This is a genomic window from Nocardioides sp. GCM10028917 (genome assembly GCF_042666175.1).
GTDB lineage: Bacteria > Actinomycetota > Actinomycetes > Propionibacteriales > Nocardioidaceae > Nocardioides.
The window spans coordinates 452,359-477,653 of record NZ_JBHTFL010000007.1 but is presented as its reverse complement, the minus strand read 5'-3'; the positions used below and the strand labels follow the sequence as shown (position 1 = coordinate 477,653).

The following is a 25,295-nucleotide window of genomic DNA, read 5'->3' as shown; positions in this document are numbered from 1 at the left end:
GAGACCGGGGCGGGCAGCAGTGCTGCCCGCCCCGTCACGGAGCCGCTGAGGTCAGGAGACGTTCAGCGCGGTGTCGTCGACCACGAAGCTGGTCTGCAGCGAGGAATCCTCGGTCATCGTGAAGCGGATGGTGACCGTCCTGCCCTTGTAGGCGGTGAGGCTGTGCGAGTACTGCGTGTACGTCGCGTTGGTGCCCACGTTGCTGAAGCTGCGCAGCGTGGTGGCGGTGCTCCCGTCCACGACCTGCACCCGCATCGTGTCGTACGCCGTCGAGCCGCTCTCGGCGGTGTCGGTGCGGATCCAGTACGACAGCGTGGCCGCGGTCGCGGTCGACGGGATGGTCACCGACTGGTTGACCGTCTCGGTGCCCGAGGCACCGTTGCCGCCGAGCCAGAGCTTCCACGAGCCCGTGCGGGCCGGGCGACCCGTGTTGTTGGTGATCGGCCCGGCAGTGCCGGTCCAGGTCGTGGCGCCGGACTCGAAGCCCGGGTTGCCGAGGACGTTGCCGCCGGTCGGCGGGGTGGTCGGAGGCGTCGTGGTGCCGCCGCAGGTCGGGTCGGCGGTCTGGGCCGGCACGTTGACGGCGTTCCAGGCGGCCTTCACGGCGTTGAACTGGGCGCACGTGCTGTCCAGGTTCCTGGCCGCGGTGAGCGTCCAGGTGCGGTACTTGAGGTAGTTCGACGAGCTCGTCTTCATCAGCATCGCGTTGTAGAGGACCTTGATGGCCGCCTGCTCGCCGAGGCCGGTCACGGACTGACCGTTGCACTTCGAGACGCCGCCGCGCGAGAGCAGGTAGAACCAGTGGTCGCCGGGGCCGGCGGCCGCGTGGACCTCAGCGGTCGGGATCGAGCTCGAGTAGCAGGAGGGGTCACCCACGTTGGCGGGGTTGGCGCCGTCGCGGATCGGGCCCTGGCCGACGAGGTTCACCTCCTCGCCGACCGTGTGGTCGGGGGAGTCGTACGGCGCCACCTGGCCGTCGTAGTACTCCGTGGCCGCCGCGAGGGCGTCACCGATGAATTCCTGCGTGCCGCCGCCGGAGATCCCGCCGGGCGTCTTGTCGTCGACGCCGTGGCCGAACTCGTGGGCCACCACGTCCATCGAGGAGATCCAGGCACCGGCCTGGTTCTTGCCGATCTGGACCTGCGTGCCGTCGTAGTAGGCGTTGACGTCGTTGAGGCCGACCCGGATCGGGACCCAGCCGCCCGAGCCGTTCATGCCGCTGCGGCCGAGCCACGACGACATCATCGCCTTCATCTGCTGCGCGGCGTAGAGGGCGTCGACGCAGCCGGTCTCGCGGTTGGTCGCGCTGCCGTTGCCCCACAGGTCGTCGGTGCCGGAGAACGTCGTGTTGGTGGCGGAGTCCTGGCAGCGCAGCGTCGTCGCCGTCGGGTCGGTCATGGTGTAGCTGGTGCCCGAACCACTGGTCGCGACGGGCAGCGGGTTGGGGCCGGAGTAGGCCGCCGTTCCGGAGCCGTGGGCGATCTGCTCGCGCGCCTCGAGGACGCTCCCGTCCGTGGCGTCGACCCAGACCTTCTGCCACGACACCTCGCCGGCGTCGGTGCCGCGGACCTCGACCTCGTACGCCAGGCGGGTGCCGGTGTCGCGGTGCCAGATCACGAGCTCGGGGGTCGAGGCGTCGCTGACCCCGTCGACCTGTCCCCTGGCGACGGCGGCCGCGCGGTCCGCCGGCACCTGGGCGGTGGTGGAGGCGATGTCGACGGGCGCCTCCTGGGCGACGGACGACCCGACGACCTGGCCGTCGGCGTCGGCGAGGACGACGAAGTCGCCGCCGACCACCCGCAGGCCCTCGTGGGTCCGCTCGTAGGCCATCGCGTAGATGCCGTTGTCGCCCTCGAACGTGCCGGCGCGGACGAACGCGTCCGCGGCGGCGCGCTCCAGCGCGGTGGCGTGGCCCTTGACCCAGGCGCTGGCCGCCTGCTGGGCCTCGAGGCGGGGATCGCCCGCCGAGGGTGCGGCGCCGGCCGAGGTGACGGTCGGAACCAGGAAGGACGCAGCGACGGCAGACGCTGCGACACCGGCCAGGATGGCCGGACGGAGTGATTTCACTGGGTTTTCCAATCAGAAGTCGCGTCGGACGACGCGAGGGTGCATTGGGGTGGTGCGGACCAGTGCACAAACTCGCAATCGACGAAGGGGTCGTCAATGAGCGCGGATCTGCGTGTTCCTGCAACGCGAGAACATGCACCGTTCGGCCGATCACCGGACAAAAGTGTCCGATAGCCGGCGAGCTGCAGGACTCAGTCGCCGATCACGGCGATCGGCGCGGGGCTCCGTCCGGTCAGCGGCCGAGCACGGCGGGACGAGCAGGTGTCACGGCCGCGAGGCGGTCCGCGACGGCGTCGCCGAGCTCCCGGTGCCCGTCCTCGGTGAGGTGGAGCCGGTCGTCGAGGTAGTCCAGGTCGAGGTCGCTCGTGCGGACGTAGGGGACGCCGTACAGGTCGGCGAGCACCTGGAGCCGGTCGTCGACCCGGGGCACGGCGCCGGCTCGGAGCGGGGCCGTCGCGGGACCGACCACCACCACGCGGTGGCCGACCAGGTCGGCCATCAGCTCGCGGAAGCCGCGGTCGATGGCGCGGGCGGGCTGGTCGTAGTCGTTGAGACCGCCCTCGACCACCACGAGGCGGGGACGTACGCCCAGCGCGGTCGGCGCACGGTCGTGGAAGGAGACCCGACCGCAGCCGCTGGCGGCGGCGCTGAAGCCCGAGCCGGAGAAGCCGCGGACGTGGACCTGCCCCGGCAGCCGGCCGGCCCAGGACCGGGCCAGGTCGTCCTGGCCGAGGCCGACCGACCACGAGTCACCGATCACCAGGACCCGCTCGCCCCGACCGGTCACGACCGCCGCGCGCTCGCGGGCGTCGAGGCGGTGCTGCTGGCACCGCGTCGGGCCGGCGTCGGCGATGTCGGCGACGTAGAACGCCATCAGGGCAGCGATCAGCAGCGCGATGGTCGAGGCGCCGACGACCCGGCGCAGGTTCCCCCGATGGAGCACGAGAGAAGTGTGCGGCCTGGAGGCTGTTCCCCGCAGGCGAAAACCCCTGAGATTCCCCTGACTTCGGGACCTAGGCTGCCGCCCATGACGAACGACGACCTCCTGGCGGCGTACGACGAGCAGCTCCGCACCGACGCCGAGATGGCCAGGGCCCTCGAGGTGGTGCGCGAGGGGCCGCTCCTGTGGGGCGTCTTCGACCACGGCGGGTTCGTCTCCTATCGCGACCTCGCTGGTCTCGAGGGCGAGGCGCTCGACGCGCTGATCGAGAGGACGGTCGCCCACTACCGCGACGACACCGACGTCGCGTCGTTCGAGTGGAAGTCGCGCGGGCACGACCGGCCCGCCGACCTCGGGGAGCGGCTCGTCGCCCACGGGCTCGTCGCCGAGCCCCGGGAGACCGTGATGATCGGCGAGGCGTCGCTGCTCGACGTCGACGTACCCCTGGCCGAGACACCCGAGGGCCCCGTCGTCGTACGACGGCTCGAGCCGGGTCCGTCGGTCGTCCACGACCTCACCCGGATGCTCGACGCGCAGGAGTCGGTCTTCGCGACGGGCCGCGGGCCGTCGGTGAAGTCGTCACTGGCCGAGCTCGAGTCCGGCGACTCGGAGTTCTGGGTCGCCGAGGTCGGCGGCCGCGTCGTCTGCGGCGGCCGGCTCACCCCGGTCGCGGGCACCGAGTTCGCCGGCATCTGGGGCGGCTCGACGCTGCCGGACTACCGCGGCCGCGGGATCTACCGCGCGCTCGTCGCCGCTCGCGCCCGGTCGGCGAGGGCCCGCGGCATCCGGTTCATCCACTCCGACTGCACCGACATGTCCCGCCCGATCCTCGAGCGCTCCGGGCTGCGGGCCGTGACCACCACGACGCCGTACGTCTGGTCCCGCTGACGGGTTCCCGTCAGGCTGGCCCGCTGCGTCATACGAACGGCGGGCCATCGGTGCGGGTTCGTATGACGCAGCCGGCGGCAGCGGACACGCGGCGACTCAGAGCGGGGCGTAGTCGATCTCCAGGAAGTCCGCGACCTCCGGCACCCAGCGGTCCGCGACGAAGGCGGTGTGCACCGGGTGCTCGTTGTAGCCGTCGTACGCCGCCTGGCCGGCGAACTCCATCGAGAAGCCGAAGGCGAAGTCGTTCTTCGGGCTCGTCTGGCGCAGCTGCTCGAACGCCGTGACGCCCGGGATGTCGGCCAGCGCGCTGGCGGCGGCGAGGAAATCGGCCTCCTCAGTGGAGCCGGGGGCGTGGTGGAGCCGGAACGCGACGGTGTGGCGGATCATTCGGCAAGGCTAGCCGGGACGAGAGGGAGCCAGGTCACACCACAAATCTGTCCGGATCGGGGAACATCCGGCCACGACCTGCGTTGTACCCCATGAACAGACTTGAGCCAGACCGGCTCAACTGTTTTGCCTCCTCCGCCGACGCGCGGCAGGATGGCACCCAGACTCACGTCATCCACGCAAGACCACAGCAGGAGGAACACACCATGGCTCGAGCGGTCGGCATCGACCTCGGCACGACGAACTCCGTCGTCGCCGTCCTTGAGGGTGGCGAGCCCACCGTCATCGCCAACGCAGAGGGCGCGCGGACGACTCCGTCCGTCGTCGCCTTCACCAAGTCCGGCGAGGTCCTCGTCGGCGAGGTCGCCAAGCGACAGGCGGTCACCAACGTCGACCGCACCATCCGGTCCGTCAAGCGCCACATGGGCGAGGACTGGAAGGTCGACATCGACGACAAGACCTTCACCCCCCAGCAGATCAGCGCGTTCGTGCTGCAGAAGCTCAAGCGCGACGCCGAGGCCTACCTCGGCGAGACGGTGACCGACGCGGTCATCACCGTCCCCGCCTACTTCTCCGACGCCCAGCGCCAGGCGACCAAGGAGGCCGGCGAGATCGCGGGTCTCAACGTCAGCCGCATCGTCAACGAGCCCACCGCGGCCGCGCTGGCGTACGGCCTCGACAAGGGCGAGGACCAGACCATCCTCGTCTTCGACCTCGGTGGCGGCACGTTCGACGTGTCCCTGCTCGAGATCGGCGAGGGCGTCGTCGAGGTCAAGGCGACCTCGGGCGACAACCACCTCGGTGGCGACGACTGGGACAACCGCGTCGTGGAGTGGATGGTCAAGAAGTTCAAGGACTCCAACGGCGTCGACCTGGCGGCCGACAAGATCGCCAAGCAGCGCCTCCAGGAGGCCGCGGAGAAGGCGAAGATCGAGCTCTCGTCCTCGAGCGAGACCACGGTCCACCTGCCCTACATCACGCACGGCGAGTCCGGCCCGCTGCACTTCGAGGAGAAGCTGACGCGCAGCGAGTTCCAGAAGCTCACCGCCGACCTGCTCGAGCGCACCAAGGCACCGTTCCAGTCGGTGCTCAAGGACGGTGGCGTCGCCATCTCCAACATCGACCACGTGGTCCTCGTCGGCGGTTCGACCCGCATGCCGGCCGTGACCGAGGTCGTCACCGAGCTCCTCGGCGGCAAGCAGCCCAACAAGGGCGTCAACCCCGACGAGGTCGTCGCCGTGGGCGCCGCGCTCCAGGCCGGTGTCCTCAAGGGCGAGGTCAAGGACGTGCTGCTCCTCGACGTCACCCCGCTGTCCCTCGGCATCGAGACCAAGGGCGGCGTGATGACCACGCTCATCGAGCGCAACACCACCATTCCCACCAAGCGGTCGGAGATCTTCACCACCGCGGACGACAACCAGCCGTCGGTGGAGATCAAGGTCGCCCAGGGCGAGCGCCAGATGTGGTCGCAGAACCAGCCGCTCGGCAACTTCGAGCTGACCGGCCTCCCGCCGGCCCCGCGCGGCGTGCCGAAGATCGAGGTCACCTTCGACATCGACGCCAACGGCATCGTGCACGTCTCGGCCAAGGACCAGGCGTCCGGCCGCGAGCAGTCGATGACCATCTCGGGTGGCTCGGCGCTCGGCAAGGACGAGATCGACCGCATGGTCAAGGAGGCCGAGCAGTACGCCGAGGAGGACGCCAAGCGTCGCGAGGCCGTCGAGGCCCGCAACCAGGGTGACCAGCTCGTCTACACGACCGAGAAGTTCCTCGCCGACAACGACGACAAGCTCCCCGAGGACGTCAAGACCGAGGTCCGCACGGATGTCGACGCCCTCAAGGAGACCCTGGCCAAGGAGGACGCGTCCTCCGAGGAGATCACCGCCGGCATCACCAAGCTGGGCGAGTCCAGCCAGAAGATGGGCGCCGCGATGTACGCCGCTGCCGAGGCCGAGCAGGCCGCTGCCGGCGGTGCCACCGGGGCGACCGGCGAGTCCGACGACGACGTCGTCGACGCCGAGATCGTCGACGAGCCGACGGACGGCTCGACCGACGGCAGCGCAGCCGCCGAGGGTGAGTCCAAGTGACCGATCGCCCCGTCGAGCCCACCCCGGGCCCCGAGGCGACCGACCTCCCGGAGGGGGAGCCCACCGCGGCTCCCTCTCCGGAGGGCGGCTTCGGTGACGCCGCGGGTGAGGCGCCCGCCCAGACCGAGGTCGAGGAGCAGGTGGCCGGTGACGCCGTCGCCGGCGACGACACCGGCACCGCCGAGGAGCGGCCCGAGGGCGAGCCCGGCGCCGAGCAGGACGAGGTGTTCGCCCTGCGCGGCAGGGTCGCCGACCTGACCAACGACCTGCAGCGGCTCCAGGCCGAGTACGCCAACTACCGCAAGCGGGTCGACCGCGACCGGCAGCTGGTCGCCGAGTCGGCGGCCTACAAGGCGCTGACGCCGGTGATCGAGGTCCTCGACACCATCGACCGGGCCAAGGAGCACGGCGAGCTCGAGGGCGGCTTCAAGGCGGTCGCCGACCAGCTCGAGCGCGTCGTGACGAGCGCCGGCCTGGTCCGCTTCGGCGAGCCGGGTGACGCGTTCGACCCGACGTTCCACGAGGCCCTGAGCCACCTCGGCGTGGACGCCGAGGTCGAGGTGACGACGGTCAAGCACGTCGCCAAGGGTGGCTACCGGATGGGCGACCGCGTCGTCCGCGCCGCCCAGGTGCTCGTGGTCGACCCCGCCGACGCCTGAGCAGCACCACTCACCCGATGACCCCGTCGACGACGAAGGGAGGTTGATCCATGGCTGACAACGAAGGTTTCCGCAACGACTGGGCGACCAAGGACTTCTACCAGGTCCTCGGCGTCGCCAAGGACGCCAGCGCGGCTGACATCAAGAAGGCCTACCGCAAGCTCGCCCGGGCCAACCACCCCGATTCCAACCCCGGCGACGACGCCAAGCACGAGACGTTCAAGTCCGTCGCCGAGGCCTACGACGTCATCGGTGACGAGGCCAAGCGCGCCAAGTACGACGAGTTCCGCTCGTTGCAGGCCCGTGGCGGCTTCGGACCCGGCATGGGCGGGGGCGGGGGCGGCTTCGGCGGCGGTGGGTTCAACCTCGACGACCTGCTCCGCGACCGCGCCGGTGCGGGCGGCGGGCTCGGCGACATGTTCGGCGACCTGTTCGGCGGCGCCCAGCGAGGGCGTACCCAGCAGCAGGCCCGGCCACGCCGCGGCGCCGACGTCGAGAGCACCGCGACCATCGGCTTCACCGACGCGCTCGACGGCGTGACGGTGTCGCTGCGCCTGACCTCCGACACCGCCTGCCCGACGTGCCAGGGCACCGGCGGCAAGCCCGGCACCCGCCCGCACATCTGCCCGGAGTGCGAGGGCGCGGGGTTCGTCGTGTCCGGCACGGGCGGAGCGTTCTCCATCAACGAGACCTGCCCCGCCTGTGGCGGGCGCCAGCTGGTGTACGACGAGGCCTGCCCCACGTGCCACGGCAGTGGTCGCGGCACCTCGGCGCGCACGATCCAGGCCCGCATCCCGGCCGGCGTCAAGGACGGCGCGAGGATCCGGCTCAAGGGCAAGGGCGCTCCCGGCGAGAACGGCGGCCCGACGGGAGACCTGTTCGTCAAGGTCAAGGTCACCCCGCACCGCGTCTTCGGCCGCAAGGACGACAACCTCACCATCGACGTCCCCGTCTCCTTCGACGAGGCGGCGCTCGGCGCCGAGGTGAAGATCCCGACGCTCGGCGGCGCGCCGGTGACCCTCAAGCTGCCCCCGGGCACGCCCAACGGCCGCACCTTCCGGGTCCGTGGCAAGGGCGCCACCAAGCGCGACGGCAGCAAGGGCGACCTGCTCGCCACGGTCCAGGTGCAGGTCCCGGCCAACCTCGACCCGACCGCCCGCGAGGCCCTCGAGGCCTACCGCGCGGCCACCGCCGGCAAGCCGCTCCGCGCAGGACTCTTCGAATGAGCGGCGTCTTCCAGCCCCCGTCCCCCGACGCCGCGGTCTACGTCATCTCCGTCGCCGCGGAGCTGACCGGCCTGCACCCGCAGACCCTGCGTGCCTACGAGCGGATGGGGCTGATCCAGCCGGGTCGCACCGGGGGAGGCGGCCGTCGCTACTCCCACCGCGACATCGAGCGCCTTCGCCAGATCGCCGACCTCACCAGTGCCGGCATCGGCATCGAGGGGGTGCGCCGCATCATGGACCTCGAGCTGCAGGTCGACGCGCTGCGTGCTCGCAACGAGGAGCTCCTCGCCGAGCTCCAGGCGCTGCGGAACGGGCTCGCCGCGCGTGCAGCGGTGCAGCCGACCAACAAGCTGCCGGTGCTGCACCAGGCTGTCGGTCAGTCCCTCGTCGTGTGGCGCCGCGGGTACTGACGTGCCACGCATCGACCGGGCCGTCACCGACGTCAGCGCGCCGCCGGGGGAGGTGTACGCCGCCTTCGTCGACGCCGACGCCCTGGCGGCCTGGCTCCCTCCGGACGGGATGACCGGCGAGATCGCCGAGGCCGACCTGCGCGTCGGCGGTGGCTTCACGATGACGCTCCGCTACGACGAGACACCCGAGGGCGGCGGCAAGACGACCGAGCACGCCGACGTGTCGCGCGTCGCGATCGACGAGCTCGTCGAGCCCGAGCGCGTGGTGTGGGGCGTCGAGTTCGACTCCGACGACCCGGACATCGCGGGCCGGATGACGATGACGTGGACCTTCGCCGCCCTCGACAAGGGCACCCGCATCGCCATCGACGCCACCGACGTACCTCCCGGCATCGACGTCGAGGCGCACCAGCAGGGTCTCGACGCGTCGCTGGCCAACCTCGCGGCCTGGCTCGAGGCGTAGCCGGCGGCGGCCGTCGTCGCCTGCGGCTACTGTGCGCGGGGTGCGGCAGCGCAATCTCGAGACGGCGGACCGGTGCGCGTCACCGGTCGGCTTCTCCGGGGCTACCCCGGGGACCACCGGATCGTTCGGGCACGGCACCGCGCGCGACTCGCTGCGCTCCGCTGCAGGTCATCGCGCGCACGACGGGACAGGTCGGGCTGCGCTGCCGCACCCCCTTCCCGCCAGCCTTCCCCGCCCAGGGTCGGCGACCGGATGAGGTCCGACCTGGCGCGAGCCCTGGCGGCCGCCTTCCTCGCCGGCGAGTGGACCCAGCCGGGCATGGTCGCGAGCGGGACGGTGGTGGTCGGGCGCCGCGCACGGTGGCTGCTGCCGCTCGCGCGCCAGACGCTCGCGCTCTACCCGCGCGCACCGGTCGACCGTCCCCGCGAGCTGGCCGCCAACCTCGCCTCGCGTCCGGCGGCGGCCAAGGCGCTGCGGGCGGTGCCAGTGGTGCAACCCGTCGTCGCCACGCAGATGCTCGCCAACCGCTGGCGGCTGCCGGTGCTCGACGACCTCGCGGACGTGTCGTCGTTCCTGGGCGTCAGCATCCCCGACCTCGACTGGTTCGCCGACCCGCGACACCTGGCCCGTAGCGCCTCCGACGTCCCGCTCCAGCACTATCGCGTGTCCCACCGCGTGGCGCCCAGCGGCGCCATCCGCGTCCTCGAGGCACCCAAGCCGCGGCTCAAGGCCGTGCAGCGCCGGCTGCTCCGCGAGGTCGCCGCGCTCATCCCGCCGCACGACGCCGCCAGGGGCTTCCGGCCCGGGGGGTCGGTGCGGTCCTACGCCGCGCCCCACGCCGACCGCAGCGTCGTCCTCCGGCTCGACCTCGAGGCATTCTTCGCGAGCGTGACCGTCTCCCGCGTCTACGGCATCTGGCGCACCGCCGGCTACCCGGAGCCGGTCGCTCACTGCCTGGCCGGCCTGGTCACGAGCGTCCTGCCGCTCGCGGCCTGGCGGGCCGTGCCGGCCCCTGCGGACGACGGCATGCTCGACGCCCACTGGCGGCTCGGCCGTCGGCTCGCCGCGCCGCATCTGCCGCAGGGTGCCCCGACGTCGCCGGCGATGGCGAACCTGGCGGCCTTCCGGCTCGACGTGCGCCTCACCGCGCTGGCCCGGTCGTGGGGCGGGCGCTACACGAGGTACGCCGACGACCTGGCGTTCTCCGGCGGGCGGGGATGGGGCACGGGCACGTCGCGGCTGATCGACGCGGTCGAGTCGATCGTCGCGGACGAGGGCTTCCGGCTCAACGCCCGCAAGACCGGGGTGATGCCACGCGCCGGTCGGCAGACCCTGGGCGGTCTGGTCGTCAACGAACGCCCCAAGGTGGCCCGCCACCAGGTCGACCTGCTCCGGGCGATCCTGCACAACTGCCACCGGCACGGACCAAGCACGCAGAACCGCGACCACGTGCCCGCCTTCGAGGACCACCTGCGCGGCCGGATCGCCTGGGTCGCGCAGCACGACCCGGTGCGTGGAGCCCGGTTACAGGCCGTCCACGACGCGATCGACTGGAGCCGGTGACCGTTACTGTCGGTGCCAGCGCGTAGGTTCATCACGTGAGTGGACGATGAGCAAGATGGACAACCTGCGTGCCATGCGCGAGGCGAAGTATGCCGAGGCGCAGAAGCGCGCGAGCTCCGCGCCGGCGCGCCCGAAGGCTGCGGCGCCCGTCGCGCCGCCGGCGCCGAGCGCGAAGAAGGCAGCCACGACTGCAGCGGCTCCGGAGGTCGAGACCGGCCAGCCGGCGACCGAGGAGCTGTGCGGCCACCGCAACATGAGCGGTCGCACGTGCACCCGCGAGCGCGGGCATTCAGCCAAGAGCCACCGCTACTCCTGAGGCCCCGAGCGGTGGTCCACCCACCGTCGTGATGAGGGGACCCCTCGGCGAGGCCGTCCATGCCCCATCGGCGCCGAGGTCGAGACCAGCCACCGGTGCGTCGAAGCCGTCGGGGGGCCACTGCTGCTCCTCCGGCCGGCGCGGGTAGGGGTCGGGTCACACGCATCGCCCACGCCGTCCGCGTCCGAGTAGCCCGTTGTTCCTCCAGTCGGCCTACCGCGGCCGAGGATGCGCGGTGCGTGTTCTGTCACCCGTCCGTCGAGCTCAGTGACACGAAGACCCCAGGGGCGGGCGTAATGGCCGGGTCGAGGTTGAGTGCGACGTCCACGGTCGCGCTGCGGCCGTCGAGCGGCCGTGCGGCGCTGAAGCTGATCTCGTCGGGCGCCACGAAGGTCACCTCCCAGCCCACGTCCTCGGCCTCTGCCTGCAGCCCGGTCATGGCCCGACGCGCGGCGGCTTCGGAGCCGAAGGAGTAGGTCCTGAGCACCTTCACGGGCGCCGGCTTGCCGAGCAGGCCGCCGCTCCGGGCCTCTTCCTCCCGGCTGGTGACGAGCTCGCCGCCCGCCGGGACCGTCGAGGCGATCGGGTCCGCGGTGAGGTCGTCGACCTGGTCGTTGCCGCAGCCGGCGAGGGCAACCACCGCGCAGAGCGTCGCCGCGGTGCCGAGCCGTGCTCGCGTCCTTGCCATATGACCCCCGTCATACGTGGTGCGTCCGCGGAGCGTGGTGACGGCATCGGCCACCAGGCGACGAGGAAAGTGACCGAGGCGTCTGGACCAGCGGTGCGTCATGTGCAGTCAGGCGCGAAGCGCCTCGGCGGGCACGCCGATCGGGTACGGCGCGGGCTCGCCACGCAGCTCGGCGACCTGGGACACGAGCACGGTCATCACCTCGTCGGCCACCCGGCGCACTGTCGCGTCGTCGACCGACAGGTCACCGCTGACGCCCGCCAGGCGTCGTACGTCGATCGGCTCCCCGACCGCGACCCGCACCCGGGGGCGCAGGACGGTGTTGCGCAGCAGCCGGGCGACGATGCCGGTCCTGCCCACCAGCTGGTGCGCGCCGACCAGAGCGACGGGGACGACGTGCGCGCCGGTGCGGAGCGCGAGCCGGACGGCACCTGTCTTGGACCGCTCCGGCCAGTGCTGCGGATCGCGGGTGATGCGGCCCTCGGGGAAGAGGCCGACGGCCTCGCCGGCCTCGAGCGCGGTGGCCGCGGCGTCGAGCGAGCCGGCGGCCGAGTCGGTGCCGCGGAGGACGGGGATGAAGCCGAGGCGACGGACGACCGGGCCGACCACGCCCGACCGGAAGACCCCGCCGGTCGCCATCAGCCGCAGCGAGCGGCCGAGCCGGCGACCGACGAGCGCCAGCAGGATGCCGTCGGCGAAGCTCGTGTGGTTGGCGACCACGATCACCGGCCCGTCGGGGAGCGCGGCTTCGGGGACGGCACGACGGGTGAGCTCGAGGCGGCTGACCGCGGAGACGATGCTGCCGAGGAGGCCGGCGGCGACGGCGTACAGGAGGGCGGCGCGGAGGCCCGGGCGCTGCCAGGTGCTGGGTTCCATGCGGGTGAGTCTGGGCCAGCCACCCGGGGTCGCGCGTGCGTATGAGGACTCAGGTCGGCGATCCGGTGCACATGACGAAGGCCCGACCCCGGACGGGGCCGGGCCTCGCGACAAGCCGGCGGGTGCCGGTCAGCCAGGGATGTAGTCGAACGTGTCGGGGTTGGGCCCGGTGCGGCCGTCCTCGCCGCGGTCCAAGCCAGCGATGCGCGCCACCTCGTCGTCGGTGAGCGAGAAGTCGAAGATCTCGAAGTTCTCCTTGATCCGCCCGGGGTTCACCGACTTGGGAAAGACGATGTCGCCGCGCTCGACGTGCCAGCGCAGGGTGACCTGGGCGGTGGACCTGCCCTTGGCCTCGGCGATCTCGCTGAGGACCGCGTCATCGAGCACCTGGCCCTGCGCGATCGGCGACCACGCCTCGGTCGCGACGCCGTGCTTCACGTTCGCCGCGCGGACGTCCTCGTTGGTGAAGTAGGGGTGGACCTCGACCTGGTTGATCACCGGGACGACGCCGGTCTCGTCGACGAGCCGCTGCAGGTGCGCGGGCTGGAAGTTGGAGACGCCCACCGACGCCGCGCGGCCGTCCTCGACGAACGACGCCATGGTGCGCCAGGTCGAGACGAAGTCGCCGTCGTACCGCGTCGGCAGCGGCCAGTGGATCAGGAACAGGTCGATGCGGTCGAGACCGAGGTCACCGAGGGTCTTCTCGAACGCGCGCTCAGCGTCGTCCGGGCGGTGGAAGCCGTTGTTGAGCTTGGAGGTCACGTAGACCTCGTCCCGCGCGATCGAGGAGGACCGCAGCGCCTCGCCCACCTCCTTCTCGTTGCCGTACATCTCGGCGGTGTCGATGTGGCGGTAGCCGACCTCGAGCGCCTGCGTCACCGCCTCCGCGGTGTCGGCGGGGTCGATCTGGAACACGCCGAAGCCGAGCTGCGGGATCGACGTGCCGTCATGGAGCTGGATGCTGGGAACGGTCATACGAGGCACAGCACGACCCTCCGGTGAGGTATTCCGTCGGGTCAGGAGTCCCAGCGTGCGGGCCGCGACAAACCCTCCGGAAGGGTGGTCGCCGGGTCGCCGATGGCGCCGTTGACCTGGGGCTGGGTGAGGAAGAGGGCGCTGGACAGGTCGCAGCCGCGTACGTCGGCGTCGCGCAGGTCGGCGCCGAGCAGGTCGACGTCGCGCAGGTCGGCACCTCGGAGGTCGGCAGCGATCAGCAGCGCGCCGCGGAACGACCAGCCGCGGTGGTCGCCGGCGAGCCGTCGGCCGGCGAGGTCGGCGCGCGTGCGGTCCTGCGCGGCGGGCCACGGTCGTCGTACGCGCGCGCTGGCCTCCGACAGCAGCCGGCCCACTCGCTCGTGCAGGGCGTCGACGTCGGCGAGGAGCAGGGCCTCGGGATCGGCGCCGGTCAGCTGCTCGATCTCGGCGCGGACGACGTCGGCAGCTGGGTCGGGCGAGCGCCGGGCGACCTCGACGAGGTGGACGAGCATCTCGTGGAGCTGGCGCATCACCGACAGCACCGCTGCCATCTCCGCGAGGTTGTCCTGCTCGCGCCACGACGTCCCGCCGTAGGTGACCTGGGAGACCTGCTGGCCGGCGCCGAAGCACTCGAAGACCGTGCACCCGGGCCAGCCGTCCTCGCGCAGGGTGGCGTGGATGCGGCAGCTGTCGTCGGTGAGCAGGTTCAGGCACGGTCGTCCGCCGGGCTTGTCGACGCCGAAGCCGGCCGAGGCGGAGAAGGGGAGCAGCACGCAGCAGAGGCCGAAGCAGCGCGCGCAGTCAGAACTCAACCCGGGTGTCGCCACCCGGGGATCGTGTCATGTGTGTGGTGAGGGCCCGCGAGGGTCCTCAGGCGCCGTACCAGCCGTGCTGGAGGGCGAACGCGTTGACCACGAGCAGGAACGCGAAGAGCGCGCCGACCGCCCGGTTGTCGAAGATCAGCTTGCTCATAGCACCACTGTGCCCGCTTGTTCGTGGAATGAAACAGATGGAAGGCAAAGATTCACCGGACCTGGGTACGCCCGGCTCGTATCGTGGGCCGCATGTCGACCCCGGGCGTGACTCCCGCCTTCCCCCTCAAGCTGCAGTTCCCCCAGTCGCTGGCGGTGTACGACGACTACGCGAAGGCGCAGAAGAGCGTCGACTTCCTCGCCGACGCCGACTTCCCGGTCGACCAGCTGATGATCGTCGGCACCGAGCTGAAGCGCATCGAGCGCGTCACCGGCCGGCTGACGTGGTCGAAGATCGCGGTCGGCGGGATCCTCTCGGGACTGTGGCTCGGCATCTTCGTGGGGCTGATCTTCGCGCCCTTCACCGAGGAGGGGCTGTGGCAGGTGCTGCTCAGCACGGCCCTCATGGGAGCCACCTTCGGCCTGGTCTGGGCCCTCCTCGGCTACGCCTTCACCCGCGGCCAGCGCGACTTCTCGTCCGTCACCCAGGTGGTCGCGACGAAGTACGAGGTGCTCGTCGAGAACAAGCACGCCGCCCAGGCGCGCGAGCTGCTCGCCGGGCTGCCCGGTGCGCTCCCCAACCCGTTCGAGTGACCGCCCGCCGCGGAAATTCTCAGAGTTGAGGGGAATCGACTCAACTTCTGGCGCGTTGCACCGGCAGAGACCACAGTGGGTCTCGTGACGGTCCACGGACATCATGAGGAGTTGAGTTGAGCCAGTTCGGTGCCGAGAAGTTCACCACCCGCAGCCGCGAGGTCGTCGAGGCTGCCCAGCTCGCCGCCACCACCGGCGGCAACACGACCACCGAGCCCATCCACCTGCTCGTCGCCCTGCTCAAGCAGGAGGACGGCGCCACCCGCAGCCTCGTGCAGAAGGCGGGCGTCGACCCCGCCACCGTGCTCTCCCAGGCCGAGGAGGTGCAGCGGCAGCTGCCGCGCGCGACCGGCTCGACCGTCCAACAGCCGAGCGCGTCCGCCGCGCTGACCCGCGTGCTGGCGCAGGCACTCGACCTCGCCGCGTCGATGAAGGACGACTACGTCGCCACCGACCACCTCCTGGTCGCCACGGCGACCGTCGAGTCGAGCGCGCAGAAGGTGCTGACCGACGCCGGTCTCACCGCGGCCGGGCTGCGGGAGGCGATCACCGCGGTCCGTGGCAACCGCCGCGTGACCAGCGAGAGCGCCGAGGCGTCGTACGAGTCGCTGGAGAAGTACTCCGTCGACCTCACCAGGTCGGCCGAGGACGGCCGGCTCGACCCGGTGATCGGTCGCGACGCCGAGATCCGCCGCGTCATCCAGGTCCTGAGCCGGCGCACCAAGAACAACCCCGTCCTGATCGGCGAGCCCGGTGTCGGCAAGACCGCCGTCGTCGAGGGTCTCGCCCAGCGCGTCGTCGCCGGCGACGTGCCCGACTCGCTCAAGGGCCGGCGCGTCCTGGCGCTCGACCTCGCGGCGATGGTCGCGGGCGCGAAGTACCGCGGCGAGTTCGAGGAGCGGCTCAAGGCCGTGCTCGAGGAGATCAAGGACGCCGGCGGGCAGGTCATCACGTTCATCGACGAGCTGCACACGGTGGTCGGCGCGGGTGCCGGCGGTGACTCCGCGATGGACGCCGGCAACATGCTGAAGCCGATGCTCGCGCGTGGTGAGCTGCACATGATCGGCGCGACCACGCTCGACGAGTACCGCGAGCGCATCGAGAAGGACCCGGCGCTGGAGCGCCGCTTCCAGCAGGTCTTCGTCGGCGAGCCCAGCGTCGAGGACACCATCCAGATCCTGCGCGGCATCCAGGAGAAGTACGAGGCCCACCACGGCGTGCGCATCACCGACGCCGCGCTGGTGGCGGCCGCCACGCTGTCCGACCGCTACATCACCGGCCGCCAGCTGCCCGACAAGGCCATCGACCTCATCGACGAGGCGTCGTCGCGGCTGCGGATGGAGCACGAGTCCTCGCCCGAGGAGATCGACGTGCTGCGTCGCCAGGTCGAGCGGCTGAAGATGGAGGAGTTCGCGCTCGCCAAGGAGACCGACGCCGCGTCGGCCGACCGGCTCGAGGTGCTGCGCAAGGACCTCGCCGACCGCGAGGAGGAGCTGCGCGGGCTCGAGGCCCGCTGGGAGCGCGAGAAGGACCAGCTCCAGGGTGAGGGCGAGCTGCGCCGCCAGCTCGACCAGCTCAAGATCGAGGCCGAGAAGAAGCTGCGCGACGGCGACCTCGCCGGTGCCTCGGAGATCCAGTACGGCCAGATCCCCGCGCTCGAGAAGCAGATCGCCGAGGTCGAGAAGGCCGAGGCCGTCGACCTCGACCCGCTCGTCGGCGAGGAGGTCGGTGCCGAGCAGATCGCCGACGTCGTCGAGGCGTGGACCGGCATCCCGACCGGCAAGATGCTGCAGGGCGAGACCGCCAAGCTGCTCGAGATGGAGTCGGTCATCGGCGAGCGCCTGATCGGGCAGCGCGAGGCCGTCGCTGCGGTCAGCGACGCCGTACGCCGCTCGCGCGCCGGCATCTCCGACCCCAACCGGCCCACCGGGTCGTTCCTCTTCCTCGGCCCCACCGGCACGGGCAAGACCGAGCTCGCGAAGGCGCTCGCGGACTTCCTCTTCGACGACGAGCGGGCGATCGTCCGTATCGACATGAGCGAGTACAGCGAGAAGCACTCGGTCTCGCGGCTCGTCGGCGCGCCTCCCGGCTACGTCGGCTACGACGAGGGTGGCCAGCTCACCGAGGCCGTGCGGCGGCGCCCCTACAGCGTCGTGCTGCTCGACGAGGTCGAGAAGGCCCACCCCGAGGTCTTCGACATCCTGCTGCAGGTGCTCGACGACGGCCGGCTCACCGACGGCCAGGGACGCACGGTCGACTTCCGCAACACGCTGCTGATCCTCACCTCCAACCTCGGCTCCAACTTCCTGGTCGACCCCCTCCTCGAGCCGGCGGTCAAGAAGGACTCGGTGATGGGCGTGGTGCGGGCGCACTTCAAGCCGGAGTTCCTCAACCGGCTCGACGAGGTCGTGATGTTCGACGCGCTGACCAAGGACGACCTGGCCCACATCGTCGACCTGCAGCTCGCGCTGCTGGAGCAGCGGCTCGCGGTCCGGCGGATCAGCATCTCGGTGACCGACGCCGCGCGCGCCTGGCTCGCCGAGACCGGCTACGACCCGGCGTACGGCGCCCGGCCGCTGCGTCGGCTGATCCAGTCGGCCATCGGCGACCCCCTCGCCCGCCTGCTCATCGCCGGCACGGTGAGCGACGGCGGCGCGGTGACGGTCGACGTGGGCGACGACGGACTCACGCTGTCCTGACCGAGTGGCTGGCGTTCGCCCTTGTCGGAGTCCCCGCTCGAGCGGGGACTCCGACACTTGGAGGCCGTTGCAAAGGCCTCCAAGTGTCAGACTCGCCCACCCAGTACGGCGTCATGTCGGCCGCGGACGTCAGCGGCGGCCGTCGGTCGTGGCTCGCTGCGGTCGAACCTCAACCACCGAATGAGGGTGTGATCGGGCCGTCCCAGTCCCAGTGGGTCAGGGCGAGATCCTCGGGGACGTCGTCCTTCGACCGTCCCCACGCCTGGAACGGTCCGGTCGCGGCCCAGGTGACATAGTCGGTGATCGCCCGGCGCACCTGCGGGTCGTCGGGCACGCCGGCCTCGTCGAAGGACTCGACGACGCACCGGACGAAGCGGGGGCTCGCAGTGACGGCGTAGTCGCCCTCGCCGGCGTGCAGCCGCTGCACGTGCGACTCGCTGCCGCCCATCGTGGTGGTGTACGTCGGCGGGCCGCCGAGCGCCTCGGCCCAGTAGGCCGCCAGGCGCTCGGTGTGGTCGGGCTGGTTGTCCGCGTGGGAGAACGGGTGCTGGAGCAACGGGTCGGCCAGGCAGCGCTGGTGCGTCGCCTCGGCCAGCCGGACGAAGACGTCCCGGCCGCCGGCCGCCTCGTAGATCGTGGTCACACCATCGATGGTCGTGGACGCGCGGACAGAAGTCGATGCGGTTCTCAGCGCCACCTCAGCCGGCTGCGGGATGCTGGGGGCGTGAGCACCACGACCGAGACGAGGAGACCGTGGTGGCGACTCCGGGACACGCCCGTCCCGGGTGGCGTGCCGGACCTGGCGAAGGCGCTGCTGTGGACCGAGCTCGCGCTCGTGCTGCTGCTCTCCCTGGGTCGGAGCGCGGTGTACTCGGTGGTCAGCATCGTCTCCGCGCTCACCGTCCCCGGGCCGCTGTCGTCGCAGGCCGCGAACCTCAACAACTCGCTCGCCCCGGACCGGCCGTGGCTGGACCTGACCTACCAGCTGCTGCGGGTCGCCTTCGCGCTCGTCCCGGTGGCGCTGGCGGCGTACCTGCTCGTGCGCTCCGGCAGCAGGCTCAAGGACGTGTGGGCGCGGGACGGTGGCTGGAGCACCCTCGGCGATTGGGGGCGCGGCGCCCTGCTGGCGGCCGGCGTCGGCTCGGTGGGCGTGGTCTTCTACCTCGCGACCTTCGCGCTCGGCACCAACCTGACGGTCGTGGCGCAGTCGCTGCCGGGGGAGTGGTGGCGGGTGCCGGTGCTGGTGCTGGCAGCCGCGCAGAACGCCGTGCTGGAGGAGTTCATCGTCCTCGGCTTCGTGCAGGTGCGGCTGCGCCAGATCGGGTTCGGCGACACTGCCGCCATCGGACTGGCGGCCCTCCTGCGCGGGAGCTACCACCTCTACCAGGGGCTCGGCGGCTTCGTCGGCAACCTCGCGATGGGGCTGCTGTTCGGGTGGCTGTTCCGCCGCTGGGGGCGGGTCATGCCGTTCGTCGTCGCCCACACGCTGCTCGACGTGGGCGCGTTCGTGGGGTACGCCGTGCTCGCCGGGCGGGTCGACTGGCTGCCGACCCTGTGACCCGCCCGGCGACGGGCGGTCAGCGGCGGATCTTGACCTGCTTGGAGATCTTCCGCGCCTTCTCGTAGCCCTTCTTCTTCGCCGTCACGCGGACCGAGATCTTCTTGCCGCGGTCCTTGGTGCGGACGCGGTAGGTCGCCTTCTTCGCGCCCTTGATCAACTTCTCGTTCCTCAGCCACTGGTAGCGCACCTTGACGCTCTTCTTGGCCGGCTTGGGCTTCCAGCCCTTCACCGTGACCGAGAGCACCCGGCCGGCACGCGGCACGCCGCGGAGCTTGGGCCGCTTCGTGCGGAACAGCGCCTTGCCGACCACGACGGACACCGACGGAGCGGCCACCGTCGGGTAGAACGGCGCGGAGCCGAACACCTGCAGGGTGAGCGTCTTGCCGATGTCGCGACGTCCCAGCTTGAAGGTGCTCGCCGTGGCACCGGGGACGGCGACGCCGTCGAGCCACCACTGGTAGCCCAGGTCGACGGCCGGCGACCACGGCGTCGACGTCGCCTCCGCGGTGCCGTTGAAGCGCGGGCGGCCGGCGATGCCGGCCGTGCCCGGGTAGATCTGCGACTGGCGGTAGCCCGCCACGGCCCCCATCTGCTCGTTGATCGCGAGCACGTTGTTGGTGGCCGCGGTGCCCTGGGCCCGCCCGTTGTAGGCGACGTTGGGGTTGGAGAAGTAGCCGATGCGGGTGCAGCTGACCCCGGCGCGGGCGCACTGGTCGTAGTAGGCCATCACCGTGATCGTCTGCGCCGCTACGTCGACGTAGCCGCGGGCGTAGGGCTTCCCGTCGGTCGGCGCCTGGGACGCCCCGGCGTCGTGATGGGCGCTGAGGTTGTGCCCGACCTCGTGGGCGAAGGCGCGGAACTCCGTGGCGCAGGCGGCCGCGTACACGACCGACCAGGCGGCGTACTGCGGGTCGTACTGCGGGTCCGTGCCGCCGAGGTAGGCGATGCCGCACGACGCCCCGGCCGGCACGCTGCCGGCGAGCCAGAGGCTGACCAGGTCGGCGTGGGTCTCCTCACGCAGCGCGTGGGCCTCGTCGAAGACGCCGTCGCCCGGCGTGCCGAGTGCCTTGAGGTTGGTGACCAGGTCGGAGGACTGCGCGCCCACGACCTGTCGCGTGCCCACCAGCCGCACCCGGGTGCCGACGCCGGAGCTGGCGAAGGCCTCGTTGGTCTGGGCGATGCCCAGCGCGAACTGGGCCTCCATCGCCGGCTGCCCCATCTGCGCGACCAGCTGGGCGGGGTAGACGATCGCGATGTCGACCGTGTCGGGTGCGTCGCTCGACGCGACGGGACCCGGTGCGCCGGCGGCGCCCGCGGTGTCTGCGCTGTCGCGCCGAGGGCGCGGCTGCGTGCCATGGTCGTGGGACCCGGCTGTGCCGGGCCGCTCGGGCACGATGACGTCGTCGCCACCCGGCGGGTCGCCCGCCTCGTCGACGACGTAGCCGCCCTCGGGCGTGCTGCGCACCTCGTAGGTGCCGTGCTCGACGGACGCAACGTTGATGTGGGTGACCCCGCCGACCACGACGCCGGTGACGCTGCCCTTCTCGCCGACGATGCCGCCGGACCACGACGTGATCCCTGCGGCGTCGGTGCGGCGGTCGACGGCCGCGGTGACCGTCGTGCCGTCGAACAGCGCGAGGCTGATCCGGTCACCGGTGCGTACGGCGTCCAGCGCGGCTGCGTCGACGTCGACGGCACGCGACCGCTCACCGCCGCCGGGGGCCTCTGCGTCGGTGGTCGTGCGGGCGGCCGGCGCCGGGCTGAGCAGGTCCACGGGGCGGCGGTCGTCCTGCGACGCGGTGGCCGTGGTGGCGGGCGCCGCGGTGGCGGCCAGTGCGAGGACGCACAGGCCGGCGACGCCGACGAGTGTCCTGCTGGTGCTCCTGGTGGGCACGGTGATGGGCATGGAGTCCCCCTCTCTCTGGACCCCTACCTCCCCCGGGTGACCGTGCCCAAACCCGGAGGGGTGAACTACTCGCCCGTCTCGACCTCCTCGCGCTGCTGCTCCTCGGCGAGGACGGGGCGGCGACGGCCCAGGAGGCCGCCCGCCCACAGGGCCCAGAGGACGAGCGCGGGCTGGAAGAAGAGCCGGGTGAGGCGGGCGCGGTCGGTGTCGAGGCCGAAGGCGGGGGTGCCCTCGACGTACTGCGCGATGTTGCCCGGGAAGATCGCGACGAAGAACGCGGCCAGCAGCGCACCCACGGTGCGACGGTGCCGCGGCAGCGCGACGAAGGCCCCGCCCAGCGCGACCTCCACGACACCGGAGGCGAGCACGGTGAGGTCCTCGTCGACCGGGAACCAGTCGGGCACCTGCGCCCGGAACTCCTCGCGCTGCGTGGTCAGGTGCAGCACACCTGCGGTCACCATGAAGCCGCCGAGGACGACGCGGCCGAGGGTCTGTGCCTTCATGGCTGCAGCCTAGGGCCGGTCCCTACGGGGTGGGCGGGACGAGGACGCCCGGGTTCATCAGCCCCGCCGGGTCGAGCGCCTGCTTGACGGCGCGCATGAGGTCGACCTCGACGTCGGACTTGTACGACGCTGCGGCCGCCGCCTTGGTGCGACCCAAGCCGTGCTCCGCGCTGATCGACCCGGCCTCGCGGGCCACCGAGTCGTAGATGGCCGTGGTCAGGTCGGCCGCCGCGGCGCGCAGGGCGTCGTCGTCGCTGCGGCCGTCGGTCAAGGGAGCGTTGAGGTTGTAGTGGAGGTTGCCGTCCCCGACGTGGCCGTAGGTCACCAGCCGCACGCCCGGGCAGACCTCCTGCAGCCTCGGCCCCATCGCGGTCGCCCACTCCGCGAGCCGGGCGATCGGCAGGGTGACGTCGTGCTTGAGCGTCGCGCCCTCGACCTTCTGCACCTCGGAGATGCCCTCGCGCAGGGCCCACAGGGCCGAACGCTGCGCGGGGCTGCCCGCGATCGCCGCGTCGGCGGCGGTGCCGGCCTCGACGGCCTCACCGAGCAGGGACTCGAGGGTCTCGTCGAGCCCGTCGTCGGAGGCGGAGCCGGCGAGCTCGACCAGCACGTACCAGTCGCTCGGCTCGCCGAGGGGGTCGCTCGCCCCGGGAAGGTGGGCGAGGACGAGGTCGATGGCCTGCCGGTTGGCGATCTCGAACGTCGACAGGTGCACGCCGGCGTGCTGCTGGGCCAGGCCGAGCAGCGAGACCGCGGCGTCGACGGACGGCACGGCCACCCAGGCCGTGGCGTGCCGCGGGGTGGCCGGGAAGAGCCGCAGCACCGCGGCGGTGATGACGCCGAGCGTGCCCTCCGCGCCGACGAAGAGCTGCGTGAGGTCGTAGCCGGTGTTGTCCTTGCGGAGCCCGCGCAGCCCGTCCCAGACCCGTCCGTCGGGCAGCACGACCTCGAGGCCGAGCACCAGCTCGCGGGTCATGCCGTAGCGCAGCACAGCGGTGCCGCCGGCGTTGGTGGAGAGGTTGCCGCCGATCGTGCAGCTGCCTTCGGAGCCCAGCGACATGGGGAAGAGCCGGTCGACCTTCTCGGCCGCGGCCTGCACGTCGGCGAGCACGACGCCGGCGTCGACGGTGACGGTGCCGGCGACCGGGTCCACCTCGCGCACGCGGCGCATCCGGCCGAGGGAGAGCACCACCTGGCTGCCGGACGCGTCGGGCACCCCGCCGCCGACCAGCCCGGTGTTGCCGCCCTGCGGCACGACCGCCACGCCCGCCCCGGCACAGGCCGCGACGACCGCTGCCACCTCCTCGGTCGAGCCGGGCCGCACCACCGCGAGGGCGCGACCGGCGTGGGTGCCGGTCCAGTCGACGACGTACGCCGCGACGTCGGCGTCCTCGGTCAGGACGTGGTCGGCGCCGATGCTCGTGCGCAGCCGGTCGAGCAAGTCGTCCATGGTTCTCCTCCGGTCGGGGGTCGGGTCAGCCCAGCAGCACGGCGACGAGCAGCGCCACGGGCAGCGAGGCGAGGGTGGTCACCAGGATGGTCTCCCGCGAGACATCCTCGCCGACGCGGTAGCGGGTGGCGTGCAGGAAGATGTTCTGCGCCGTCGGCAGGGCGGCGGTGATGACGACGCCGAGCAGCACGCGGTCGTCGAGACCGAGGGCCACGCCGACCAGCCAGGCGACCACCGGCATGACGGCCATCTTGAGGACCGTCGCAAGGACGACCTCGCCATTGTGCCCGGCCCGGCCGATCGGCGGGCTCAACCTCAGCGCGGCGCCGTACGACATCAGCATCAACGGGATCGCCGCACCGGCCAGCATCTCCAGCGGCGACAGCAGCGCGGCCGGCAACCGCCAGTCGGTGGTCGCCAGCACCAGGCCGACGAGGGCTGAGATGGTGAGCGGGTTGGTGACCAGCCGTCGCACGGCCGGGCCCACGCCCTCGCCGCGCCCGGTGATCCGGTCGAGCACGATCAGCGCCGCCGGCTGCACGAGCAGCATCTGCACGAGCAGGGTCGGCACGACCACGGTGATGTCGCCGACGACGTAGGCCGCGATGGCGATGCCGAGGTTGCCCGCGTTGACGTACGACGACGACAGCGCGCCGAGGAGCAGCGGGCCGGTGTCGAGGCCCCAGCGCAGCCGGGCAATGACGACGTACGCGACGAAGCAGGCCCCGAGCGAGACGGTCGAGGCGACGAGGTTCGCCGCCGCCGTCTCGAGGTGGACCTGGCTGATGGTGACGACCATGAGGGCGGGCGAGGCGACGAAGAAGGCGATCTCGCCGAGGGTGCGCTGCGAGCGGCGGTCGAGCACGCCGACGTGGGCGAGCGCCGCGCCGGCGGCGATGACGACGAGGATCGTGGAGAAGCCGATCAGCAGGTCCATGCGTGCGCGCTCCTCTCGCTCCGGTCGTGGGTGGGTATCGCGCGATAGCGAGGTCGACGTGGACGCCGCGACCGCCGCCCGGCAAGGATGGCGTGGTGACCACCGACACCCAGCACCCGGTCCGTGTCGTCCAGCTCAGTGGGCTCATGCCGTTCGTGCGCCGGTGGCTCTCGGAGCGGTACGCCGCCCCACTGCGGGAGGACCTCGGCGACCCGGCGGGCGTCACGGTCGCCGTGGTCGGTGGCGGCGGACGGGTCGGCGCGGAGGACATGGACGCCCTGCCCGACCTGCGGGCGATCGTGAACTTCGGCGTCGGCTACGACAACGTCGACGTGGCCGAGGCGCAGCGCCGCGGCATCGTGGTCTCCAACACCCCCGACGTGCTCACCGACGCGGTGGCCGACCTGGCCGCCGTCCTGGTCGTCGACGTGCTGCGCGGCATCACGGCCGCCGACCGGTTCGTGCGGAGCGGTGCGTGGGCCCGCGGCGAGAGGATGCCGCTGACCCGCGACGTGCGCGGTGCGGTGGTCGGCGTGCTCGGCCTGGGCCGGATCGGGACCGCGGCGGCGGAGCGGCTCGAGGCCTTCGGCGCCGAGATCCATTACCACTCGCGCAGCCCCAAGGACGTCGCGTGGACCTACCACGACAGACCGGTCGCGCTGGCCGCGGCGAGCGACGTGCTGGTGGTGCTCACGCCGGGTGGCGCCGGGACCGACGGGCTCGTGGACGCCGCCGTCCTGGACGCGCTCGGCTCCGAGGGCTACCTGGTCAACGTCGCCCGCGGCTCGGTCGTGGACGAGGACGCGCTGGTCGCGGCGCTCGAGGCCGGCCGCATCGCGGGTGCCGGGCTCGACGTGTTCGCCGACGAGCCGCGCGTGCCCGCGGCCCTCCTCGAGCGCGACGACGTCGTGCTCCTGCCCCACGTCGGCAGCGCGACCGTCGAGACCCGTGAGGCGATGGGCCGGCTCGTGCTCGACAACGTCGACGCCTTCCTCGCGCGCGGCGAGCTGGTGACCCCGGTCGGCTGACCGGCCCGCCCTCTTCATCGGTCACGCAGCCGGGCGGTTCGACGGCTGCTGACCTGGTGCATCAGGACTCCTCACGAGCGGGCTTGACGTACTTGTGTAAT

The 25,295-nt window shown here is 72.0% G+C and carries 24 protein-coding genes; 12 read left to right on the top strand and 12 right to left on the bottom strand.

Going from position 1 to position 25,295, the window contains the following annotated elements:
* Positions 1 to 51: 51 nt before the first annotated feature.
* Together ACFQW6_RS11710 and ACFQW6_RS11705 are read right to left on the bottom strand one after the other, a co-directional pair.
* A complete protein-coding gene (locus tag ACFQW6_RS11710) occupies positions 52 to 2,067 on the bottom strand; it encodes a M4 family metallopeptidase (RefSeq protein WP_378544927.1) in 2,016 nt (671 codons plus the stop codon).
* 232 nt (positions 2,068 to 2,299) lie between these two features.
* Entirely contained in the window at positions 2,300 to 3,010 is a 711-nt protein-coding gene (locus tag ACFQW6_RS11705; RefSeq protein WP_378544924.1) for an SGNH/GDSL hydrolase family protein, read from the bottom strand.
* Between the two features lie 84 nt (positions 3,011 to 3,094).
* Here ACFQW6_RS11705 and ACFQW6_RS11700 point away from each other — a divergent pair, with 84 nt between their 5' ends.
* Positions 3,095 to 3,895, top strand: coding sequence for a GNAT family N-acetyltransferase (locus ACFQW6_RS11700; RefSeq protein WP_378544921.1), 801 nt, complete (start codon positions 3,095 to 3,097; stop codon positions 3,893 to 3,895).
* A 96-nt stretch (positions 3,896 to 3,991) separates the two neighbouring features.
* On the opposite strand, the gene ACFQW6_RS11695 is transcribed toward ACFQW6_RS11700, so the two are convergent.
* Complete coding sequence (locus ACFQW6_RS11695; RefSeq protein WP_378544918.1) at positions 3,992 to 4,282, bottom strand: Dabb family protein; 291 nt, start codon at positions 4,280 to 4,282, stop codon at positions 3,992 to 3,994.
* 206 nt (positions 4,283 to 4,488) lie between these two features.
* Here ACFQW6_RS11695 and dnaK point away from each other — a divergent pair, with 206 nt between their 5' ends.
* The 7 genes from dnaK to ACFQW6_RS11660 all read left to right on the top strand — a co-directional run bounded on the left by dnaK (position 4,489) and on the right by ACFQW6_RS11660 (position 11,006).
* On the top strand, positions 4,489 to 6,369 hold the full coding sequence (gene dnaK, locus ACFQW6_RS11690; protein WP_378544915.1) for a molecular chaperone DnaK: 1,881 nt from the start codon (positions 4,489 to 4,491) through the stop codon (positions 6,367 to 6,369).
* Positions 6,366 to 7,028 carry a nucleotide exchange factor GrpE gene (gene grpE, locus ACFQW6_RS11685; RefSeq protein ID WP_378544912.1) on the top strand — a complete coding sequence of 221 codons (663 nt, stop codon included), beginning with the start codon at positions 6,366 to 6,368 and terminating at the stop codon, positions 7,026 to 7,028. Before dnaK ends, grpE begins: the two co-directional genes overlap by 4 nt.
* Before the next feature lie 50 nt (positions 7,029 to 7,078).
* Entirely contained in the window at positions 7,079 to 8,254 is a 1,176-nt protein-coding gene (gene dnaJ, locus ACFQW6_RS11680; protein ID WP_378544909.1) for a molecular chaperone DnaJ, read from the top strand.
* Complete coding sequence (locus ACFQW6_RS11675) at positions 8,251 to 8,664, top strand: heat shock protein transcriptional repressor HspR (RefSeq protein WP_378544906.1); 414 nt, start codon at positions 8,251 to 8,253, stop codon at positions 8,662 to 8,664. The genes dnaJ and ACFQW6_RS11675 overlap by 4 nt, the downstream gene beginning before the upstream one ends.
* Before the next feature lies 1 nt (position 8,665).
* Positions 8,666 to 9,127, top strand: a complete 462-nt coding sequence (locus ACFQW6_RS11670; RefSeq protein ID WP_378544903.1) for an SRPBCC domain-containing protein — start codon at positions 8,666 to 8,668, stop codon at positions 9,125 to 9,127.
* Positions 9,128 to 9,379: 252 nt separating this feature from the next.
* The gene (locus ACFQW6_RS11665; RefSeq protein ID WP_378544900.1) at positions 9,380 to 10,690 is read left to right on the top strand and encodes a reverse transcriptase family protein; all 1,311 of its coding nucleotides are present in this window, start codon (positions 9,380 to 9,382) and stop codon (positions 10,688 to 10,690) included.
* Between the two features lie 55 nt (positions 10,691 to 10,745).
* Positions 10,746 to 11,006 carry a hypothetical protein gene (locus ACFQW6_RS11660; protein WP_378544897.1) on the top strand — a complete coding sequence of 87 codons (261 nt, stop codon included), beginning with the start codon at positions 10,746 to 10,748 and terminating at the stop codon, positions 11,004 to 11,006.
* Between the two features lie 247 nt (positions 11,007 to 11,253).
* Here the strand turns inward: ACFQW6_RS11660 and ACFQW6_RS11655 are convergent, their stop codons facing one another.
* From ACFQW6_RS11655 to ACFQW6_RS11640, 4 genes are all read right to left on the bottom strand, one after another.
* Positions 11,254 to 11,694, bottom strand: coding sequence for a hypothetical protein (locus ACFQW6_RS11655; RefSeq protein ID WP_378544894.1), 441 nt, complete (start codon positions 11,692 to 11,694; stop codon positions 11,254 to 11,256).
* Positions 11,695 to 11,802: 108 nt separating this feature from the next.
* Complete coding sequence (locus ACFQW6_RS11650; RefSeq protein WP_378544891.1) at positions 11,803 to 12,570, bottom strand: lysophospholipid acyltransferase family protein; 768 nt, start codon at positions 12,568 to 12,570, stop codon at positions 11,803 to 11,805.
* A 129-nt stretch (positions 12,571 to 12,699) separates the two neighbouring features.
* On the bottom strand, positions 12,700 to 13,545 hold the full coding sequence (locus ACFQW6_RS11645) for an aldo/keto reductase (protein ID WP_378547543.1): 846 nt from the start codon (positions 13,543 to 13,545) through the stop codon (positions 12,700 to 12,702).
* Positions 13,546 to 13,586: 41 nt separating this feature from the next.
* Entirely contained in the window at positions 13,587 to 14,318 is a 732-nt protein-coding gene (locus tag ACFQW6_RS11640) for a pentapeptide repeat-containing protein (protein WP_378544888.1), read from the bottom strand.
* A 291-nt stretch (positions 14,319 to 14,609) separates the two neighbouring features.
* Between ACFQW6_RS11640 and ACFQW6_RS11635 the strand changes: the two genes are divergently transcribed.
* Complete coding sequence (locus ACFQW6_RS11635; RefSeq protein WP_378544886.1) at positions 14,610 to 15,110, top strand: general stress protein; 501 nt, start codon at positions 14,610 to 14,612, stop codon at positions 15,108 to 15,110.
* A gap of 116 nt (positions 15,111 to 15,226) precedes the next feature.
* On the top strand, positions 15,227 to 17,809 hold the full coding sequence (gene clpB / locus ACFQW6_RS11630; RefSeq protein WP_378544883.1) for an ATP-dependent chaperone ClpB: 2,583 nt from the start codon (positions 15,227 to 15,229) through the stop codon (positions 17,807 to 17,809).
* Positions 17,810 to 17,978: 169 nt separating this feature from the next.
* On the opposite strand, the gene ACFQW6_RS11625 is transcribed toward clpB, so the two are convergent.
* Entirely contained in the window at positions 17,979 to 18,452 is a 474-nt protein-coding gene (locus tag ACFQW6_RS11625; RefSeq protein ID WP_378544880.1) for an oxidoreductase, read from the bottom strand.
* Positions 18,453 to 18,533: 81 nt separating this feature from the next.
* On the opposite strand from ACFQW6_RS11625, the gene ACFQW6_RS11620 reads away from it, so the two are divergent.
* Entirely contained in the window at positions 18,534 to 19,367 is an 834-nt protein-coding gene (locus ACFQW6_RS11620) for a CPBP family intramembrane glutamic endopeptidase (RefSeq protein ID WP_378544877.1), read from the top strand.
* 19 nt (positions 19,368 to 19,386) lie between these two features.
* Here the strand turns inward: ACFQW6_RS11620 and ACFQW6_RS11615 are convergent, their stop codons facing one another.
* The 4 genes from ACFQW6_RS11615 to ACFQW6_RS11600 form a co-directional block, all read right to left on the bottom strand.
* Positions 19,387 to 21,276 (bottom strand): reprolysin-like metallopeptidase, encoded by a 1,890-nt coding sequence (locus ACFQW6_RS11615; protein ID WP_378544875.1) that lies wholly within the window; start codon positions 21,274 to 21,276, stop codon positions 19,387 to 19,389.
* A gap of 65 nt (positions 21,277 to 21,341) precedes the next feature.
* Complete coding sequence (locus ACFQW6_RS11610) at positions 21,342 to 21,779, bottom strand: hypothetical protein (RefSeq protein ID WP_378544872.1); 438 nt, start codon at positions 21,777 to 21,779, stop codon at positions 21,342 to 21,344.
* 22 nt (positions 21,780 to 21,801) lie between these two features.
* Positions 21,802 to 23,229 carry an FAD-binding oxidoreductase gene (locus tag ACFQW6_RS11605; RefSeq protein WP_378544869.1) on the bottom strand — a complete coding sequence of 476 codons (1,428 nt, stop codon included), beginning with the start codon at positions 23,227 to 23,229 and terminating at the stop codon, positions 21,802 to 21,804.
* A 25-nt stretch (positions 23,230 to 23,254) separates the two neighbouring features.
* Positions 23,255 to 24,166 (bottom strand): AEC family transporter, encoded by a 912-nt coding sequence (locus ACFQW6_RS11600; protein WP_378544867.1) that lies wholly within the window; start codon positions 24,164 to 24,166, stop codon positions 23,255 to 23,257.
* A gap of 95 nt (positions 24,167 to 24,261) precedes the next feature.
* On the opposite strand from ACFQW6_RS11600, the gene ACFQW6_RS11595 reads away from it, so the two are divergent.
* Positions 24,262 to 25,194, top strand: coding sequence for a 2-hydroxyacid dehydrogenase (locus ACFQW6_RS11595; RefSeq protein WP_378544864.1), 933 nt, complete (start codon positions 24,262 to 24,264; stop codon positions 25,192 to 25,194).
* Positions 25,195 to 25,295 lie beyond the last annotated feature (101 nt).